18 protein-coding genes are annotated in these 20,168 nt (G+C 45.0%); 9 read left to right on the top strand and 9 right to left on the bottom strand.

Annotated features, from left to right (window positions below; translation table 11 throughout):
- Nucleotides 1-15: 15 nt before the first annotated feature.
- The 4 genes from ACP2WE_RS15920 to ACP2WE_RS15905 all read right to left on the bottom strand — a co-directional run bounded on the left by ACP2WE_RS15920 (nt 16) and on the right by ACP2WE_RS15905 (nt 3,062).
- Nucleotides 16-1,374 carry an MFS transporter gene (locus ACP2WE_RS15920; protein WP_425216533.1) on the bottom strand — a complete coding sequence of 453 codons (1,359 nt, stop codon included), beginning with the start codon at nt 1,372-1,374 and terminating at the stop codon, nt 16-18.
- A gap of 22 nt (nt 1,375-1,396) precedes the next feature.
- Nucleotides 1,397-1,900: a MarR family winged helix-turn-helix transcriptional regulator gene (locus ACP2WE_RS15915; protein WP_425216532.1), complete on the bottom strand. Its 504-nt coding sequence runs from the start codon at nt 1,898-1,900 to the stop codon at nt 1,397-1,399.
- A gap of 171 nt (nt 1,901-2,071) precedes the next feature.
- Nucleotides 2,072-2,407 carry a hypothetical protein gene (locus tag ACP2WE_RS15910; RefSeq protein WP_425216531.1) on the bottom strand — a complete coding sequence of 112 codons (336 nt, stop codon included), beginning with the start codon at nt 2,405-2,407 and terminating at the stop codon, nt 2,072-2,074.
- A 148-nt stretch (nt 2,408-2,555) separates the two neighbouring features.
- On the bottom strand, nt 2,556-3,062 hold the full coding sequence (locus ACP2WE_RS15905) for a hypothetical protein (protein WP_425216530.1): 507 nt from the start codon (nt 3,060-3,062) through the stop codon (nt 2,556-2,558).
- Between the two features lie 341 nt (nt 3,063-3,403).
- On the opposite strand from ACP2WE_RS15905, the gene ACP2WE_RS15900 reads away from it, so the two are divergent.
- The 3 genes from ACP2WE_RS15900 to ACP2WE_RS15890 all read left to right on the top strand — a co-directional run bounded on the left by ACP2WE_RS15900 (nt 3,404) and on the right by ACP2WE_RS15890 (nt 7,009).
- Nucleotides 3,404-3,877 (top strand): DUF29 domain-containing protein, encoded by a 474-nt coding sequence (locus ACP2WE_RS15900; protein WP_425216529.1) that lies wholly within the window; start codon nt 3,404-3,406, stop codon nt 3,875-3,877.
- A 100-nt stretch (nt 3,878-3,977) separates the two neighbouring features.
- Nucleotides 3,978-4,733, top strand: coding sequence for a sirohydrochlorin chelatase (locus ACP2WE_RS15895; protein WP_425216528.1), 756 nt, complete (start codon nt 3,978-3,980; stop codon nt 4,731-4,733).
- Between the two features lie 314 nt (nt 4,734-5,047).
- Complete coding sequence (locus ACP2WE_RS15890) at nt 5,048-7,009, top strand: PAS domain-containing sensor histidine kinase (RefSeq protein WP_425216527.1); 1,962 nt, start codon at nt 5,048-5,050, stop codon at nt 7,007-7,009.
- A gap of 143 nt (nt 7,010-7,152) precedes the next feature.
- On the opposite strand, the gene ACP2WE_RS15885 is transcribed toward ACP2WE_RS15890, so the two are convergent.
- The 5 genes from ACP2WE_RS15885 to ACP2WE_RS15865 all read right to left on the bottom strand — a co-directional run bounded on the left by ACP2WE_RS15885 (nt 7,153) and on the right by ACP2WE_RS15865 (nt 12,498).
- Nucleotides 7,153-7,941 carry a hypothetical protein gene (locus ACP2WE_RS15885; protein ID WP_425216526.1) on the bottom strand — a complete coding sequence of 263 codons (789 nt, stop codon included), beginning with the start codon at nt 7,939-7,941 and terminating at the stop codon, nt 7,153-7,155.
- Nucleotides 7,942-8,029: 88 nt separating this feature from the next.
- Entirely contained in the window at nt 8,030-8,191 is a 162-nt protein-coding gene (locus ACP2WE_RS15880; protein ID WP_425216525.1) for a hypothetical protein, read from the bottom strand.
- A gap of 162 nt (nt 8,192-8,353) precedes the next feature.
- On the bottom strand, nt 8,354-9,403 hold the full coding sequence (locus ACP2WE_RS15875; protein WP_425216524.1) for a cysteine hydrolase family protein: 1,050 nt from the start codon (nt 9,401-9,403) through the stop codon (nt 8,354-8,356).
- Between the two features lie 114 nt (nt 9,404-9,517).
- The gene (locus tag ACP2WE_RS15870) at nt 9,518-11,416 is read right to left on the bottom strand and encodes a hypothetical protein (protein ID WP_425216523.1); all 1,899 of its coding nucleotides are present in this window, start codon (nt 11,414-11,416) and stop codon (nt 9,518-9,520) included.
- 206 nt (nt 11,417-11,622) lie between these two features.
- Nucleotides 11,623-12,498, bottom strand: a complete 876-nt coding sequence (locus ACP2WE_RS15865; protein WP_425216522.1) for a protein phosphatase 2C domain-containing protein — start codon at nt 12,496-12,498, stop codon at nt 11,623-11,625.
- 186 nt (nt 12,499-12,684) lie between these two features.
- Between ACP2WE_RS15865 and ACP2WE_RS15860 the strand changes: the two genes are divergently transcribed.
- The 6 genes from ACP2WE_RS15860 to ACP2WE_RS15835 all read left to right on the top strand — a co-directional run bounded on the left by ACP2WE_RS15860 (nt 12,685) and on the right by ACP2WE_RS15835 (nt 20,082).
- Complete coding sequence (locus ACP2WE_RS15860) at nt 12,685-13,173, top strand: hypothetical protein (protein WP_425216521.1); 489 nt, start codon at nt 12,685-12,687, stop codon at nt 13,171-13,173.
- A gap of 3 nt (nt 13,174-13,176) precedes the next feature.
- Nucleotides 13,177-13,905 (top strand): hypothetical protein, encoded by a 729-nt coding sequence (locus ACP2WE_RS15855; protein ID WP_425216520.1) that lies wholly within the window; start codon nt 13,177-13,179, stop codon nt 13,903-13,905.
- Nucleotides 13,906-13,972: 67 nt separating this feature from the next.
- Nucleotides 13,973-14,839, top strand: coding sequence for an Rpn family recombination-promoting nuclease/putative transposase (locus ACP2WE_RS15850; RefSeq protein ID WP_425216519.1), 867 nt, complete (start codon nt 13,973-13,975; stop codon nt 14,837-14,839).
- Nucleotides 14,818-18,615, top strand: a complete 3,798-nt coding sequence (locus ACP2WE_RS15845) for an RHS repeat-associated core domain-containing protein (protein ID WP_425216518.1) — start codon at nt 14,818-14,820, stop codon at nt 18,613-18,615. The genes ACP2WE_RS15850 and ACP2WE_RS15845 overlap by 22 nt, the downstream gene beginning before the upstream one ends.
- On the top strand, nt 18,612-19,025 hold the full coding sequence (locus ACP2WE_RS15840; protein WP_425216517.1) for a hypothetical protein: 414 nt from the start codon (nt 18,612-18,614) through the stop codon (nt 19,023-19,025). The genes ACP2WE_RS15845 and ACP2WE_RS15840 overlap by 4 nt, the downstream gene beginning before the upstream one ends.
- A 133-nt stretch (nt 19,026-19,158) precedes the next feature.
- Nucleotides 19,159-20,082: an RHS repeat-associated core domain-containing protein gene (locus ACP2WE_RS15835; RefSeq protein ID WP_425216516.1), complete on the top strand. Its 924-nt coding sequence runs from the start codon at nt 19,159-19,161 to the stop codon at nt 20,080-20,082.
- Nucleotides 20,083-20,168: the final 86 nt, after the last annotated feature.

Below are 20,168 nucleotides of genomic sequence, written 5' to 3'. Positions count from 1 at the left end.
GCATGTTGCTTTAACTTAAGCCATACCTTCTTTTTCTTCCAATTCAGCCGCTTTTAAGGAGTCAGATTCCTTCTCTCTATAGTCTTCCAACGCCCCGAGTTTTTTAAGGCTGGGGAAAAGCCCAAGAGTGGCAAAGACCACCGCGATCGTGCCAATGCCACCCCCAACTACCGCAATTACAGGGCCAAATATCGCCGCCGCCAAACCCGACTCAAAACCGCCTAGCTCGTTGGATGCACTGATAAAAATACTATTGACGGCAGAGACGCGACCGCGCAAATGGTTAGGGGTGCGAATCTGCACGAGGGTATGACGGATGACGACGCTAATCATATCCAACGCGCCACTAAAAGCTAACATCAACAAAGAGAGCCAAAACCAGCGGGACAAGCCAAACACAATCGTGACAATGCCAAATCCTGCCACTGACCAGAGCATCGCTAGTCCTGCATGGCGAAAGGGGGGCAGATGGGCGATCGCCACCGCCATAATCAGCGCACCAATGGAAGGCGCAGCTTGGAGATAGCCCAGCTCTAAAGGCCCAACTTGGAGAATATCTTTAGCGAAAATCGGAAGTAAAGCCGTTGCGCCACCTAGTAACACGGCAAATAGATCGAGGGAAATCGCTGCCAAAACGAGCTGGTTATGCCAAACAAATTTGAACCCTGCGGATAGGGCTTTGAGGGATATCGGTTCCGAACGATGGGTGACAGGACGAATGGGAATCAGCAGCACCGAACCAAAGCAGAGAACCGCTGCAAAGGCTGCAAGTAAATATACCCCCGTGGCACTGCCGAGGGTAGCGATCGCCAATCCTCCCAACGCGGGCCCAGCCACCGCAGCAATTTGGAAACCACTGCTATTCCAAGTGGCAGCATTCGTAAATACGCTGACGGGAATCAATTGCCAGATAAAGGCATCGCTCGAAGGTTTGAGAAAGGCTCGACTCATGCCAATAAGAACAAGCAGGGTATAGATCCAAGCGATCGCTCCCTTACTATAGGAAACCGTAGCCAAGCCAAGGGAACAGAGAATCAACAAACCGATCGCGAATAGGATTGTCCTTTTCCGATCTTGGCGATCGGCGACATGCCCTGCAAAGAGCGTCAAGAGAATCATGGGCAAAATCTGCGCTAGTCCTACACCGCCTAGAGCTAAAGCCGATCCCGTGCGATCGTAGATTTCCCATCCCAACGCTACTGTTTGCATTTGGAAAGAAGTGAAAATTAAAATGCGGGCGATCGCAAATAGCCTAAAATCACGAAATCGCAGCGCGGCAAAGGCATCGCGATCGGGGGGAGGTGTAATCTCTGGAGCATGTTGAGAAGAGTCTTCAGGAGAATGTGGGGAGGGGATTTTCTGGTGAGAACTCATAGTTTTTGAAGTGATGAAAGCCTTACGGCGTAGATTTTGAGGCAAACACCTGATAGAGCAGCGCTAAACTGTCGTCAATTTTGGCAATCTGCTCCTCTGTGAGCGAGTCCAGCAGATCGGCAATATAGGCACGGGTTAAATCTCTGGCTTGGTCGAGATGGGCTTTACCTGATGGGGTCAGTTTTAGCGAAACGCGACGACGTTCCGATGGGTGGTCGCAACGATCTACAAAGCTGCGTTGTACGAGTCGTTCGGTATTGGCAGAGGCAGTGGCACAGGTGACACCCAAATGCTCTGAGAGTTCGGCAAGGGAAGCACCAGGATTGCGATCGAGAAAAGCCAAGGTGCGAAATTGCGGAACCGATAGTTCTGTTGCCTTGCGATCGCGCATATCAGCCCGAATAAACCGCATCACCAAAGGAATTGTTTCCATCACTTTTGCCGCACATTGTGCTGACAGCGTGGAGTCAATAACTGGCGCAGTAGACTTTGAAGCTTTGGGGCGAATAGATTTTGGCGATCCCATTAGATAGTCTAACAAAATAAACTAAATATTAGATTATCTAAGATTTCGCTAGATTGCAACCCTATTGCATCTATTTTTTGGCGTTTTGAATCGTGGAATCGTCGAGTTTATGTTTATTCTCTTCGTATTTTGCAGGAATTAGGAACATCTCAACCTATCCCTATTTGTCCTTTACTTGATACGCTTAAAAGCCTGTTTGTCACCATTTGTCTGAGTCATAATCATCCGATCGCCCTCAAATTTGACCGTTGAAGTAGAATTATCGCCTACACCAGCTTTAATCGTCATTTTGCCATCAGCAAACTCATAATTGGCAGAGAGAAAGGGTTTGTCATTAAGAGTTATCATCAGAGATCCATTCGGCAGAAATTCAAAAATCATGGTTTCACTCTGAACTTCATCCACTTGCCACTTGCCAAGAATCTGTTTTTTAGGATCGCTACAGGCATTGAGTGCGATCGCTGTAGTAGCAGTGAGTAAACCTACCGTAAAAGTTTTGCGCTTCATAGAATGTTTTAATCTTCTAGTTCTCTAAAGTCGTACCCACATATGGAATTTCTATCTAGACTCAACTAAATCAGAAGAGGATTGAGAAAATCCTCAAAAGTAGAATAAGAAAAGAAAAGTCTCCCTGTTGTGATTCAACTTATTAATCCTACCTTACGATCCTGTCACCTTGCAGGATCTTGGTAGCTAATTCGCTCACCTTATAATTCGTGCCAATGCAACCATTCAGATAGGTGACTTGGGTATGGTCAGACTGCAACTGTCTCAGTGCCCGATCGCCTGCGGAGCGATCGAGCTGTTCCAGTAAGATTGCGGCATAAATACGACCAGCAGGAGTTGACTGTTGCAGCAATGTTTCGATCTGCGGACGAATGGTATTTCCTGCGGCTAGGGCTCTCTCAAAAGCTTTGTAGGTATTACTTCGAATGGCTGCTATCCCGACAGCAGAGCTGTCTAGGGTTCCTGCTTGACTGAGGATAACGAGATATTCAGGAAGCTTTTCTTGCTCCTTTCGATGCTCTAAAAGTGCGGTCTGTATCTTTGCTTGCTGACGGGTATTAGGAATTTGGGCTGAGCCAAGTGGCGCGACCGAACCCAATCCCAGTACTATTCCTAATAGTAATAACGAGCCTTGCCCTAAAGTGTTTTTGTACATAACTGGGTTCCCCGTCTTGTATCGTATGCCTTAACTTTAGCGAAGCCAAGGGCAAATTTCTTTGCTGTTGCATTTTTGGTAACTACATCTAGGCAAGTTTCATAGATTTCCGTTACAGAAATTTACAAATCGCTCTCATCTTGCCAAAATTCCATAATGGAAGCAAAAAACAAAATGCTTTAACTAGTTGTATCTTTGACCAAAACTCACTGTAAAAAGTCAGTAGGATAGCAGTTCTGGATTGCGAACCGATGAGCAACTGTGTATCCTTTTAAAGACAAGTAAAAGCGATATATTGTCAAGTTTTTAGTTCTTGAGGATTATTTGGAGCATAGAAAGAGATGGCTCATGTTCGCGACGCTACCTATCATAACCAAGCAACCCTGTATGAAACCGATTTTCATGCTTGGGCATTTGAGCAAGCAAAACTGATTCAACAAAAGCGTTGGCAAGAGCTTGACACGCTCAATTTAATGGAGGAAATCGAATCATTGGGGAAGCAACAAAGAGAACAACTTGAGAATCGTCTAGCAGTCTTGCTCGGGCATTTATTGAAATGGGATTTACAGCCTCAACTTAGAACTAAAAGTTGGAAAGCAACAATTCGAGAGCAAAGAAGGGCTGTACAAAAGCTTATCGCAAAAAACCCGAGTCTAAAACCCTACTTACCCGAAGCAATTTCAGATGGTTATACAGCAGGAATGGATCTAGTTGTGCGCGAAACCCCATTGGATTATAAAGACTTACCGAAGGAGTGCCCTTTTACGATTGAGCAAATATTTGATTCTACTTTCCCAGTTGGTATCGAAGCTTAAAAGTCTCAATCCAGAAATATGATTGGTTCTAAATTACAAATTTGTGGAACGATCGAACATGCCATCCATTCAAAATCCCAGACAAAATCTTACATAACCTATGACGATTTCCCCGACGGCTTGTTTTCTAGTCACCCATGGTAGTCGCGATCCGCGATCTTGGCATGTATTGCAGGAGATTGTTACCTTAGCCCAGCGGCAGGAACCATCCATGGCGATTGGTGGGGGGTGCTTGGAGGGATTACCACTAAGTTTGGCACAGCAGTTACAAAAATTTGGTCAGGAGGCTCAAGCAAGAGGATGCGATCGCATCACGATCGCTCCCCTATTTTTGATCCCAGGCGTGCATGTAAGTCAAGACATTCCTACAGAGGTAGCGATCGCTCAGAAACATTTTGCTACCCTCCAATTTCAGATCGCGCCCCACCTCGGAGATCGCCCGCAGATCCCTCAACTGATTCAAACCCAATTTGAGCGAGATCTCGATCCAAACAGTCCGAGCCCGCCAAAGAAAGCAAGAATTTTGATCGCCCATGGTAGTCGGCGCGAACAGGCAAATCTACCCATTGAAAAACTAGCGAGCCTAGTGGGTGCGATCGCTGCCTATTGGTCAGTGCCACCCAGCCTAGAAACCCAGATTGAGCGATCGATCGAGCAAGGGGCTGAGCAAATTGCCGTAATGCCCTATTTTTTAGCCCCGGGCGGAATAACTGAAGCGATCGCCTCAAAAATTCTAACCGCCTCCTATCAAACGCCTGTTTACTTGATGCCCGTCCCTTTGTCTTTTAGCGACATTGTGTCACTAACAATTTCCTCATCCCGCTCCGCTGAGATCGCAAGGCTTTCAAAAAGCTAACCGCTATAGCCTCAAGCATTGAATCCTTTACGTGGGTGGTTGCTAGCAATAAATCATGATTATTTTAGGTCAGTTTCAGCTTAAATTTTGGTAGGCTTGATCTCATGTATAGACAAGTAATCTAAAATCAAGCAATAAAGAATAGATACAAATATCTTTCTTAAAGTAAACTGCAATCATTGGTGATTCTGATATCCTACAGTTCAGTCAAATTTCGATCTGGATTTTCTGGATTTTCTGGTAACCAGAAACGAAGTGCGAGCCTCGCGTGATTTGTTGATTGTGAAATGATAGTAGTAGCAGCGTAGGTACATGTGAGACTAAGCCCTAAGATTCTCATTTTAATCTGCATCACCCTGATTGGCGCAATTGGCACATTCAATACTGATGCCTCAATATTTCCTTTACTCACAGGCTTTGTGGTAGGAATTTCTGTTCTACTGATCGAGAAAAATCAAACCGCCACAAAGCTAGAAAATTTTAGCGAAAATCTCAGTTTAGAAGTTGCAGAAATCTTGACAAAGGGAACGCTCTCTGAGCGATTATCTGAAGATATTGAAGAGCAAAATCCTCAACTTGCCACGACTATCCATGTTTTGTTAGAAGCATTAGCCCAAAAAGAACAGCAATTGGCTTCAACCCAAGAGCAGTTTGCCCTATTGTCCGAGAATGTGGGCGATCTGATGGCGATAGCCAAAGCCGCAGAAACATCACAGCAGCTCACCGAAGAAAAATATCTCGCTACGATTGAAAATATTACGGAGCAAACCTCTGAGAGAACCGCAGAGGAAATGGCAGAAAGAAGAAAAGCCGAAATAGCGCTACAGGAAAGCGAAGCAAAATTCCGCACCTTAGCCGAATCAACTTTTGAAGGAATTGTGATTCACGATCGAGGGATCATTCTTGAGGTGAATGCCCGAGTAGCTGAAATGTTAGGCTATGAAACCTCGGATCTGATCGGTACAAATGCGCTCGATCTAGTGACGCCAGAGTCTCGGGAATTGGTACAGCGAAGTATCGAGGAACATCACGGGCAGGTCTACGAACTCACCTCTGTACGCAAGGATGGCTCGACATTCATTTCTGAAGTGAGGAGTAAAGCCTTACCCTATCAAGGCAAAACCGTCAGTGTTGCGGCAATTCACAATATTGCCGACCGCAAGCGCATAGAACTAGAACTCTTGGAAGCAAATGCCTATCTTAATGCCATTATTGACAATTTAGGCGAGGGGTTGTTGGTGATTGATATTAACGGTCTCGTTGACCGCGTTAATCCTGCCTTAGCCTCTCTATATGACTTGGATGGTCAGCATTTACTGGGTTGCCACCATCGCGACAAATTTAATCTTGAATTGGGCGCATTGATTGAAAAAACGATTCAATACACGCGAGAAATTTTTATAGCCGAAATTGAACTGCCAAGAGGTCGATTTGGTATGGCTGTCGCCACGGCAATCAATCGCATGTCTGTAGAATCAAATGAATCTTATGTTTGTATTGGTACGGTAATTCTAATCCGCGATATTACGGCTGAGAAAGAAGTCGATCGGATGAAAACGGATTTTATCTCCAATGTCTCCCACGAACTCCGTACGCCGCTGACTTCGATTTTAGGATTTGCTAAGGTCGTAGATCGAAAACTGGCAGACAATTTATTCCCGCTGATCCTATCTGAAGACAAGAAGGTAAAGCGTTCAATTCGACAGGTAGAAGAGAACCTCAGTATTATTGTTTCAGAGACAAAGAGATTAACCGAAATTATTAATAACGTGCTGGATATTTCCAATATGGAATCTGGCAAAATGGAATGGCATATCGAACCTGTGACGATCGCAGAAGTGATCGAACAGGCGATCGCAAACACCAGCCAACTATTCCAACAAAAAGGTCTAGAACTAACCGTAGATATAGCGCCCGATTTACCCACGATTGAGGTTGACAAGCATAGACTCGTTCAGGTTATGGACAATCTGCTCTCCAATGCGGCAAAATTCACTGACATTGGAACGATCGCCTGTTCGGTTCAACGCGATCGCGGTCGCATTCTTGTAAAGCTTACAGATTCTGGCATTGGTATTGCCGAGCAGGATTATCCCAAAATCTTTGAAAAGTTCAAACAAGTTGGGGATATTTTGACCAACAAGCCCAAGGGAACTGGTTTGGGACTGCCGATCTGTAGAGAGATCATCGAACATCATGGTGGCAAAATCTGGGTGGAAAGCGAACTAGAAAAGGGAAGCACTTTCTCGTTCTTTCTTCCAATTGTTTCATCATGACTCAATCGGAAGCCCTATGTTTTACCTCTCCCCAACCCCTCTCCTGCGAGGAGAGGGGCTTAAAAACCCCATTTTTTCTTACTCCTCCCTCGCCTTTTAGGAGAGATAGGCTAGGAGGGAGAGGTTCATCGAATTCACTCAGTTTAAGGGCTACCAAAACCACCGAAAGAAGATTGGCTAAAGTTTGCCGCACTTTGGCTAGCTCGGATCGCAGACTGGGAAAAGACTTGGAATGCTTTACGGATCTCCGCATCGCTATTCGCAGGGGTAAGAATCCATTGGTCGCGTATTCCCATTTCCTGAAAGACTTGGCGGAAGTTGGTGCTACCGTCGTCGATACCCATCGCTGCAATGATGTGGTTTTCTGACATCAGCATATCCTCAGCGATCGCTGCCACATCTCTGGCACTCGCCCTCACTGAATGGCAGTCTGCACCATCAGTAATAATCAAAGTTACGGTACGAACGGGTACGCCATTATCAGAAAACTCCTGCGCTTTGGCTAAAACGGTTCCCAAGAGAACAACGGTTTGGTCGTATAAAGGTGTACCTTTATTGGGGTTATAGTTTTTCGTATCCATGCGGATGGCTTGAGACAAAGGGCAATAGGGATAGAGAATATCGCCATTTAAATAGCGATTGTGCGCGAGAATGTTATCCTGCTGCTGCGAGGCAAGCAGGGCATCCAAGACGGAATTATGTCCGCCTCTGACCGCTTGGGCGTTACTGCCAAACTGGATGGAACCAGAATCATCGGGCATGATCGTCACGAGTACGACTTCGCTTGCCATCACATCATCGACATGGATTCCCAAACCCGCTTGGATTTGAGCGCCAATATCGAAAACGGTCAATGCTTGCATCGATTGGTTCGAGAGAATACCTTCGTCATGGGCTGATTGAAATAGATCGTTGATGTTAGGTGTATTCATGGTTGTCATTCCTTAACTTAGTTTTGCTCTTCATTTCTGCGGTTACGTTGCACTTACAGTGCTTGAATCTAGTCGAATTTCTAAGCAGCTATAGCGATAGCAATCGCTCTAAAATATTTTTCTTGGGTTGAATGGTTTCCCAGTATTCGCGAAGTAGGCGATCGATCAGTTCGGAACTCGTCGTGCTTTCTTGTGAAAGAATTGCCACCAGATATCTTTCTGTATCGCCATCCAAATTGATACTCATCATACGATTTTCCTCTTAAAAAGCTAGGTGTTCGTGTACATTTGTAAAGTTCTTTGCTTCGTTTTTGGGGTTTGATCTCCCAGCCACCCTTATGAAGGGGAGAACCTAGAGTTGTTCCATCGTAGGGGCAATTCATGAATTGCCCCTACGATGGAAAGATAATTCTCATCCAAGATTCAGATCTGCCCAAGTTTCCATCGGCTGTGTAGACTTCACCAGATGCATTCCCGCATTCGCAAATCGTTGAAAGGCTTTATCGGCTTGGGGTGTGAAATCCACAACCCCTGGGACGACTACAGGTGAGGTGCAATCATCCAAGAGATAGACCTTCTTAGCGAGTTTAGGATCGTTGGCAAGAATCTCTGTGAGTAGGTCATCAATTGTCCATGCCACGCAATGACTTTTCGCTTGTCCTGCAATGACCACGGCATCAAATTCCAGCAGTTTTTGCAAGAATCGAGTGTTTTTCTGCGCGATCGCTCTGCCGTCTGCACCATCCAGCACTTCAGGACGCAGGACGGAATAGTTCTCTGTGAGAGGATTACCACCCTTAATCTCAAAATTGGTTTGACTGTGCCGTGCGATGTTATGGAAGAACATCGCTTCCTCAACCGCCGAGACGAGGGCATGTCCGATGCCGCCGAGCATGGAATGATAGGGCCAAACGGTGAGAGGATATTTGCCTTCATCGCTGAGTTTCTGTACGTAATGCAGGGCGTGCTTTTGCAATGCCATATAGTTGCCTTTTGCCAAGCTATAGGCGATCGCGGGGTTAACTTTCCATTTTCCCTGTTTGACTTCGTCGAGCGTAATCGTGGTGGCAGCAGGAATGGGATGTTCGCCTGCATCGTTCACCCAAAATACAGGATGGAAAATCTGCATGGCAGTGTGGGTATCCATCGTTGGGGCGATTTCGGTAATCGCGCCCAAATTACGATAGATAAACTCACAGAGTCTGATGTTGTCATCTACGGCTCCAGTGCCAGACTGTCCGCCTACAAAAAGCTCAAAATCGGGAATGCAGAAGGTGTTCTGAACGTCGATCGCCATCAGACAAATTCGCTTTTTGTCTTTTGCCGCAGGTAAAATCCCCTGCTGTTTTGCCCAAACTTCGGCTTGACTTGCTCGTTCTTGATAGGGAACCCGCCAGACTTGACTTACTTTGGTGCGATCGAAAAAGGTAGGAATTGGTAACTGTGTCATTTGTGTTTTCATGATTTTGATGCGATGTGATGTGAATTGGATTTAATGGAATTTGTTTGACCTATATAGATAACGGACGGTGTGTGACTATCCCTAGGGATTTGGGCAACCACAGGGGGATTTCCCCTACCCTTCTCGTTGTAAGAAATCAATCTTTTTACCATTCACGACATAGATGCCGTCCCTACTGGCAAAGAGCTGGCTATTGGCATCCACATAGGGTTCTGTCTCAGGGAAAGTTTTAGTTTGAACGATTTGTCCATTTTGCACCTCTATTCTTACGATGCCCTCATCGGTCGCGGCGAGGAGAAATTGATTGATAGCATACTTACCATGTATAGTGTTGAGCCATGCGGCGGAACTAGAGCAACGATTCTTTTCTAACGATAATGTGGCAATTACTTCACCATTAGAACGAATAACGTTGGCGCGATGTACGATCTTGCCCTGCTCTTGGGTGGCAGTAAAGAACCAGCAGTATTCTTGACTGAAACTGCAAGTTGCCTCGATTAACTCACCCTGCCATGCAGGTAGTTTGACGCGATCGTTGATTCCAGAATGCTTGGCATCAAAGACGAACGATACATTTAACTCGCCCGCTCGATAGAACCCAAATCCAAAACGATCGCCCACCCAAAATTGCGTCTGTCCTGATAAAACATCCCCGATATATTCCGAGCCGAACTGTCCATCTCTTAGAAGTTGTCCGTTATCAATCCAATAACGACTCGATTCGTTGACAGCAAATCTTTCTGCCGCCTTGACTTGGGGTGGTGGCTGAGGCATAGAAGTGGCGGGAGGTACAAGCGTAATCATAGCTTTCTGCTTTCCAATTAATGTAGACTTTCCTTTGAGATGAAATTCTAATTGCGAATCCAATTCACCTGTGAGAATCGTTGTGCCATCTTCACGTTTAAACGCCCCGCGATCGTGATAGAGCCACAGCAAGCGATCGCCTTCTAAACTCGCACAGAGAATAACACTCTCCGTAGTAAATACAGTCCGAACCGTGCAGATTCCAGTTTGAGCAGAAATTTTTACGGTAGGGATAGAGGTCGAATTGCAGCTAGGACAAGAACTCCGAGCATGTTCGATCCCACACTGAGAGCATTTTTGCCACCGCATCGATTCCAAGATAGTCTTAGGGAATTCTCCCCGCCAATCTTGCTCGAAGCATTGATGAAAGTAATGCAGCAGGTCGTCAGACAGAACTTTATAGGGAATTGCTGGCTTGGGATACTTGACTTCGGGATGGAAAATCGTAATGCGATTTAGCGATCGCGCCTCATGGGGAATCTTTGCGCTCGTATCCTTGGGCTTATACACACCTCCATAGGGATCGACAAATAAGAGAGATTGCATCAACATTACAGCGAAAGCATACCAATCAGAGTCAAAGTTATGCGGCTGTTGTAACATCGGCTTGCTCTGCTGCGGGTCGCACAACAGCGGATCGACAAAGCGACTGGTGAAAACACCACACATATAGTTATCGAACTGAAACGAGTCCGCATCAATCAGATAGGCTTCGTCTTTATAAATCAACACGTTCAGATCGTTGAAGTCCCCGATCGCTACTTTTGCCTCATGCATCCTAGCAATTGTGCCATGCAAATCTTGGAAGATTGCCGCGATCGCTTGGTTGCCAATTCCACTCGTACTGCGGAACGTGCGATCGCTATACTTCAGTAAGGGTGTTGTTTCTTTTAACAGTGGCATCACATAGCCCAAAATCCTTTGACCTTGTTTATCGGTGGCGAGACTCTCTGGCTTGACCACGCGGCTAGGTAGGTTTTGTGGAAAGGCGGCGAGTTTTTGTTGATGGGTGTTTAGACGCGCGATCGCAGCGGCTTGCTCTCGTTCTCTCTGTTCCTCAGGTAATGCTTGATAATCGGGGTGATCGGCTTGCTTAAACAGTTTTAAGGCTTTCCCACCACCAATATCGAAAACATCGGCTTCTCCACCTTTACCAATGGTCTGACGAGGGTTGAGGCGTATTCTTTTTTGATTGATATAGACTTCCATTTTACCTATTCCCCATATTCTAGAAGGAGGATGTTTGAGAAGCTTTTAATCTCTTCTACTGTATACACATATTTCATGTGTCCGAGAGGTTTCGATCCCCCTGCCCTGTCGGGCATCCCCCTTACAGAAGGGGGAATTCGTCTTCTCCCCCCTTTTGTAAGGGGGCTGGGGGGATTGAACCACAAAACGAAGCAACTGTATCTTCTCTAAAGCTGGTCGCTTAATATTTTAGCTTTAGACCTTCTAATCACCACGAACGTCGTATCGTCGGGTAAAAGTCCTACGGATTTTACGAGTCGTTGATTTTGCCAGTCAGGTTTTGTGACCTCGTGATTGATCAAAGCTAAACGGCGGTGAACCAGATCGGGATTGGTAAAATAGCGATCTTGTTGCCAAAATTGAGCGATATTTCCGACGACTTCTTTGCCATTGGGTAGTAACTTGATCTCTGCATGAATCAGATCGCTGACACCATCCGTTCCAATGAGTACGGAATTCAAATTCTCCGTTGCCAAACGGTGATGCAATTGGAAAGGAACGAGATCGGGGCGATACAGTCCATAGGCTAAATAGGGAGGTGTATTATTAGGAAAGCTAAATTCTGATATCTCTCCATTCACAGCGATCGCACCATCTCCGATCGCAAAGGTAATGCTTTCTTTGGGAGTAATCAGTACGCCCACAATCGTAAATAGAAAGTAGTCGTTAATGATGCTAAAAAAAGCACTCTCTGCTTGACTATCCTTGTGAATATCCCCACTCAAACCACCGATCGCTTCGAGCATGTTTCGGAGTTGCAGCAGTAAATCTGCTTGAACTGTAAGCCAAAAGCTTTCTCCAATTTCATCCTCCCCCTTAGCGGCTTGTCTGTTTAATTGTGCTGCGATCGCTCGAACAGTTAGTTTCGCGCCGATTTTTGCGCCCACTTCGCTGTGTTTCCCACTCCCACATCCATCACAGACCACTGCGATCGTGCCCAACTCAGAGCGCAAGGTGTGGTAAGCATCTTGGTTGTTTTTGCCAACCTGTAGATGGTTTCTCCCAATTACCGAGCCTGCCGCGAGTTCAAATGCACTGTTCATTTGGGTTGTGATCAATTACTTGTAATGGTGTAATTTCTACACCATCTAATATAGTGTGTTTTTCACACTAAGTCAATAGGCTTTTGGAAAATCTATATTTCTTACAATTTAAATACCCGCAATTTGGCAAAATATCATATATACTAAGTGCTGTGGTGCGAAATCCAAAAAGTTGTCAATTAGTGTTTGAGGGTTCGATGCTTAAGGAGAAATAGTGATATCTCTATACACATATCTCCTAGTGGGCGATATTCAGACCCAAATGCAATTAATCGCGGCAGAGATTTCGAGGATATTGGTGGAATCTGTAGTATCCCTCAAGGTTTTCCCATTCCTCAGCCTCTCTTTCCTCCGTTTTTACCAGTTGATGTACCTGAAATACCGTCTAAAAAAGATCTAGAAGGAAAAACTGATAAGGAATTACGCGATATTGCTGGGAAAATTAAAGGGAAGACGTTGCAAGACGCAAGACAAGAAGCAAGAGAAGATCAAGGAGATGGACAGAGTGGAAGATCTGGAGGTCATGGGGCAGTTGACATTAATGCGGGTAACGCTTTACGAGATGCTGCTGGAAAGCTTGAAAAAAATCATCCACTGAAAGAACTACTACGTACTGAAGCTAAAAGGTTATTGAAAAATGGAAGAAATACTAATCATCCAGGGATAGATCGCTAGAGTATGTTGCCTTCACTAATACAATTTTCATCTCAAAAATTCCAAGAACTTGGCGAATCTCCATGGGCATCACGTGCGCTTGCAGATTCGCTAGAGGAAAAAGCTTACTATTATCTAATGCCGCTTATGGAGGCAAGACTGAGATGCATTGTGCAAGCAATGAATAGGTTAGGACACGATCTAAAGATTATTGAAAAAAGATATGATTCCATTGAGTATTGTTCTGATTTTGACGAAGAAGATGGATATTGCTATGGCTTGATGATATGTTGCGATTTAACCATTTCGACAGGATATGCCGATACTATTCCTGATGAAGAAGCATGCGATGATATACCTGATGAGAGACAAATTTGGGAATCTTTAATTAACCCTGAAATAGTTAATACATATCAAGAAATATCTCTTGATCGCACAGATGAGAATGATTTGGAAGATTTCTCGCTTCAAAACTTCTTGCAAGCCGATGATTTACAGACTAAGGAATTGCTTGAGCAACTCAAAATCAATATCAATGAGAAATTGCACAATCAAGTACTTACAGGCGTTATCGATATAATAAATGACCTAAACAAACAGGGACATAATTTACAAGTGTATGGAGAAATTGATATTGGTAGTATCCCTTTTAGAGATGATTTTATCGATGACAATGGATATCATTGCAAATTACGTCTTGGAGTGAATGTATTAACTATCGTCAATTTCAGGACTAGAAAAATATTAGAGTAACAACGAGAAGCAGGGTGAACAATCAACATGTTTGCATAGCTCAAGCATCATGCTATGCTTAGCTCTCATGAAAACGGACACGCTCTTTTATCAACTCTTCCAAACATTCCATTCGCTCCTTTTTGAGCTACTCGATCGCCCCGCATCAGAAGCAGAAGGCTATCAATTTAGTTCTATCGAAATTAAAGAGAAAGCGTTTCGGACTGACGGCGTTTTTATTCCATCAACCGACGATAAACTGATTTACTTCACAGAAGTTCAGTTTCAACTCAACGATGATTTTTACTTGGATTTTGAGGCAGAGATACGACTTTACCTCAAACAATATCGCCCCAAACAAGACTGGAAAGCCGTAGCCATATTTGCCCGATCCAATTGCGAACCAGAACCTCCCAAACATTGTCAAGAAGCGATCGACTCAACTCGAATCCTGCGAGTCTATTTAGAAGATTATTTAGAGCAAGAAACTGACTCGCCAGGGCTTTCGATTATCCAATTGATTTTAGCCTCAGAACAAAAAGCCCCAGAGATGGCAAAAACCATAGCGGCTAAAGTTGAGCAAGAAACCGACACAGATTTACAAGCCGAAGTAGTAAAATTTATAGAGACTGTACTGGTATATAAATTCCCAAAATTAACTCGTACGGAGATTGAGAAAATGTTTACGCAAAGTGATTTAAAGAAAACCCGTGTCTATCAAGAAGCCCTCGAAGAGGGCGAGCAAAGAGGTTTACAGTTAGGTGAGCAAAAAGGTTTACAGAGACAAGTTGCTATATTGCTGCGCCAACTCACCCGCAAATTTGGTCAAGTCAGCCCCAGACTAAAAAATCGCATTTCTAAACTATCTGTGGTGCAACTAGAAAATCTCGCCGAAGCAATCTTTGACCTTGAGACAGTTGCTGACTTAAACGCTTGGCTAAAAACACACGCATAGCTGCCACCCGCAAAGACAACAGCAACATCCAAATCCAATCCATCGCCACCAAAGCCCTCTACCCACCCAGCCAAACGATCGACCCCTTATCCGCGCCTAATGCCTTTGGAGCCAGTGCAATCGAAGCCGTCAGCCCCGCCGCAGTCTATACCGACGGCAACGGCAACATCAGCACCATGCGTTTAAACCAACGCGGCGATCTGGTTGTAGGCACAGACCCCGTAGGCAATCTCTCTAGCAACACCTACAACAGCCAACACCAACTTACCCAAAGCAGCAACGGACGCGGACAAAACACCGACTATACCTACGACAGTAAAGGCAACGTCACCCGCATCGCAGACACAATTTCAGGTGCAAACGGCAAGCAATTTACCTACGATCCTACCTTTAACCAAATCACCAGCATCACTGATGAGTTAGGACGCATCACCACCTATCAAATCGACCCCACCAACGGCAACACCCTATCTGTAACCCAAACCGTAGGAGGTAATCCCCAAGTTACCACCTACACCTACACCGCCAAAGGGCTAGTCAGCACGATTACCGATGCCCTAGGACGGATTATATTCAACGAATATAGCGCCCTTGGGCGGCTGTTTCGCGTCACGATCGCTCAAGGCACAACCGTACAAGCCGTTCTCAACTATCAATACGACCTAGCAGGCAATCAAACCCAATTTACCGATGCCAAAGGCAACATCACCCAATACACCTATGACGTGATGAATCGGCTAACGCGCGTGACCGCACCCGACCCCGATGGCGCAGGCGCATTGACCTCACCTGTCACCAACTACACCTACGACCTTGCGGGAAATCGAGTCACAGCGATCGATCCCCGACTCAATGTCACCACCTATGCCTATGACGCGCTCGATCGCCTCATCCAGATTACGCAGCCTGACCCCGATGGCGCAGGCGCACTCCCTTCCCCAGTTACCACCTACACCTACGACCCCGCAGGCAATCGCCTCACCGAGACAGACCCCCTCAATCGCGTTACCCAATATCGCTATGACGGCAGAAATCGCCTCACCCAAGTGATTAATCCGCTCAATCAAACCACAACCTATGGCTATGACCTAGACGACAACCAGACCATTGTCACAGATGCGCTGAACCAATCTACGAAATATGTCTATGATGCGAGGAATCGCCTCACCAGAGAGACGAATGCCCTCAATCAAGCCACCAACTATGTCTACGATCCCGTTGACAACCTCATCTCTGTCACCGATGCGCTCAATCAAGTCACGACTTTTGCCTACGACAGTTTAGACCGTCGCATTACTGTCACCAATCCGCTCAACCAAACCACCACAACCACCTACGACCGAGTCGGTAACGTGCTGTCGGTAAAGAATGCGTTGAACCAAACCACAAGCTATGTCTATGACAGCAGAAATCGGCAGATTCAGATTATTGATGCACTGAACCGAGTCACGAATTTGAGCTATGACTTGAATGGAAACTTGGTGCAGATCGCCGATGCTTTAAACAATGCCACCAGCTATCAATACGATCCGCTCAATCGCTTAACCATAGAAACCAATCCGCTCAACAAAACTCGTACCTATAGTTACGATAATGCCAGCAATCTGGTGCGCATGGTAGACCGAAATAACCGCGCCCGAAGATATATCTATGACGGGATCAGTCGCTTACTAGCAGAGCAGTGGTTAGATGCGGCAAATGCGGTGACAGCAAGCTTTTTGTATGGGTATGATGCTGCAAGTCAGGTAGTGAGCGCGATCGATCCGAGTTCGCGTTATGCCTTTAGTTATGACGGGGCAGGTAGACAAACCATTGTGGATGGTACGGGAACATCGGGTGTGCCGAATGTGATTTTGACCTCGACCTATGATGTCGCAGGAAATCGCATCAGTTTGACCGATACTATCGCGGGAGTTTTGAAAGGAACGCAGGCGTTTGGTTACGATGCGCTCCAACGTTTAACCCAAGTGACGCAATCGGGTTCGGGTGTGAGCAATAAGCGGGTTGACCTGATCTATGATGCGGTGGGAAGAATGTCGGGAATCAACAGGTTTGCGAGTACAGATCAGTCTGTACCTGTGGTGAATAGCAATCTGACATTCGATCTGGCGAGTAAGTTAACGGCTCTGACGCATGTGCGGAATGCGGTGACGATTAATAGTAATGGTCTGACCTATGATGCTGCGGCAAGGGTGACGCAGTTGACAACGGTGGATGGCAGTAGTGGTTATGGGTATGATGCCACGAGTCAGCTTACGGCTGCGACCCATAGTTATCAAACATCTGAGGTGTTTAGCTATGATGCGTTGGGAAATCGCACGGGTTATGTGACGACGGCAAATAATCGTTTGCAGTCAGATGGAACGTTTACCTATCTCTATGATGATGAGGGAAATCGCACGCAAAGGACAAATATTGCCACAGGTGAGGTGACGAGTTATGTGTGGGATTATCGAAATCGTTTGACGGGTGTGGATACGAAAACCAGTGGTGGGGTGTTAACAAAGTCTGTGACCTACACATACGACATGTTTGACCGTCGCATTGCCAAGAGTGTTGACTTTGATGGTTCGGGTGCGGGGTTGGCAGTAGTTGAGCGGTATGTTTATGACCGCGACCATATTATGTTGGTGCTGAGTGGGCTTGGCATTCTCAAGGAGCGATATCTCTATGGTGCGAATCTAGATCAGGTGCTGGCGGTGGAGGGTAGTCAGGTAAGCTGGACGCTTTCTGATTATTTGGGTACGGTGAGGGATCTGGTGAGTAGTGCGGGTGTGGTACAAAAGCACATCAAGTACGATAGTTTTGGCAATGTCACGGCTCAGAGTGCGCCACTTGTGAAGTCGCGGTTTGGCTTTACGGGGAGGGAGTTTGACCCTGAGACTGGGCTTTATTACTATCGCTCTCGTTATTATGACTCTGCGGTTGGGAGGTTTATTAGTGAGGATAGAATTGGTTTTGCGGGTGGTGATGCGAACTTAAATAGGTATGTGCGGAACAACGCCTTAAATTTTACCGACCCTACTGGCAACAATGGTTCCAATATAATATTTGGTGAGGCTATTAGACAAAGAGAGCAACTGACAAGAGAAACACCGATAACTTCAATCCATCAAGAAGTAATTGATTCATCCAGACAATTTAGTCGTCCAGCAAACGTTAATGAGTGGGATATTATTGACATAGGTAGATGGAAACTACTTAATGATCCTAGTTATGTCGTTAGATTCAAAAACCAATGGGTCTGTGGTTATCAAGATACAATCAACACAGTGGCGAACCAATTAAACATTCCGTCAAAGCTCTTAGCTGCCGTTGCGTGGGGAGAAGTTGGCGGAGATCCAGATTTTGCGGATGATATTTTTTATGCATTGCGGACAATTTTTCCATATTCTAAACCTGCAAATCAAACGTCTTTTGGGAATGTTCAAGTACAGGTTGAAACCGCTGCATTAGTCCTAGGTTATAATCCAAAGATCATCTCTAGAGAACAATCTTTACGAATAATTAGTTCACTTCAAGACCCAATACAGAACATTATTATTGCAGGAAGATATCTTTCTTATTTGCAGAATACTTACTTGCCTGGACGTAATCCTAGTCAAATATCGCTTAGAGATCAGCAAGCTCTAGTTGGTGCATTTCGAGCTGGAAATATATTTGATTATTTAAATGATTTTTGGAAACCTAATGAAAAAGGAGGCAATGAGGCTCAGTATGGTGTTAAGTCTTTCAGAGGTATAAATAGAAGTGGATGTTCTGATAAATTCAAATGATTTGTTTAACTGTTTTTTTTGGAGTGATTTTTGCTGTTATTGTTTTATCAACTCTTATCATTAAGGAGGAGCTTCTTTTCCCTTATACCGATATTGGTGGATTTTACGAGCACGCAGTCAATATAGATGTACTTGGAGCAAGTATTGGTCTTTCAATAATTGGAATATCGATAAGTTTGTTTTTTTTGTTGTTTTTATTTTTTTCAGCAAACTTTAAACCTTCTGCAAAACACAAGAAAATAATCTTTTCAATGCCTATGCTGATCTTGTCTTTCCAGCTTTTGTATTTAAGCTATACATTGATCGGTCTTTTTCAATTATATTCAAGCCTTGTTCCCTGCGGCAAAGGCGTAAATGAAAATCAGAATTGTTACTATGACTCGAAAATTAATTTTCAGAAAGGAAGGTAATACTAAAAACCTTCAATGTAATAGAATGTTTATCTATCTCTATCATAATTAAGTACGATATTTTCGATCGCCGCATTGCCAAAAAGTTGACCTTGATGGTGCGGGTGTTGGTGCTGCCACAACGGAACGGTATGTGTACGATCGCGACCATATTATGTTGGTGCTGACTGGGCTTGGCGTTCTCAAGGAGAGATATCTCTATGGGGCGAATCTGGATCAGGTGCTGGCGGTGGAGGCAAGTAGTCAGGTAAGTTGGACGCTTTCTGATTATTTGGGTACGGTGAGGGATTTGGTGAGTAGTGCGGGTGTGGTGCAAAAGCACATCAAGTACGATAGTTTTGGCAATGTCACGGCTCAGAGTGCGCCACTTGTGAAGTCGCGGTTTGGCTTTACGGGTCGGGAGTTTGATACGGAGACTGGACTTTATTATTATCGTGCGAGGTATTACGATTCTGCGGTTGGTAGGTTTATTTCAGAAGACCCTATTAGTTTTGCAGGTGAAGATATGAATCTCTGTCGTTATGTGGGAAATGATCCAATGAATGGAACCGATCCATTTGGTCATCTTGTTGTAGCAGATTTCAGTATTTCTAGACAGACTTTGACAGTAATTGATCTCACCACTGACAGGAGGGTGACTGTTCAAGCGTTTTCAGGATATGGAATTTTTCAGGGCGCTCAATTTGATAGCGTACCTCAAGCAGGAGCAATTCCTGTGGGCGTTTATGATATCCTTCATTTCACACCCGACCCTAATTGGTATCGATTAGATAGACGTGATAGTGAGCCTTTGAACGATCGGTATGATGATTCTCCATTAGTCCCTGGGGTTCCTCGGGGTCAATTCAGACTACATCCTGGAAGAGTTTCTCTAGGTTGTGTTACTGTTCCTATTGGAAACGTACAAGATTGGAGCAATTTGCAATCGATTATTAACACTACAGTTACTGAAATAGTTGAAGACAGAGTAGGTGATGGATTAGGAGTTGTGACTGGACTTAGAAGCCTCTGCGGTAAAAAAGCTAGTACACTACGGCGTAAAAATGTCTACCGTTAAACTGCCAGAGCCTTTCCTTTATAAGTCCACTTAAAAGGCTTTGCCATCGTACGGTTGAAGTAGGCAATAAATGCAAGGATTCGAGT

Source organism: Tumidithrix helvetica PCC 7403 (assembly GCF_965232925.1).
Taxonomy (GTDB): Bacteria; Cyanobacteriota; Cyanobacteriia; order Pseudanabaenales; family Pseudanabaenaceae; genus Tumidithrix; species Tumidithrix helvetica.
The sequence above is the reverse complement of the archived record's forward strand: the minus strand, read 5'-3'. Positions and strand labels throughout refer to the sequence as shown.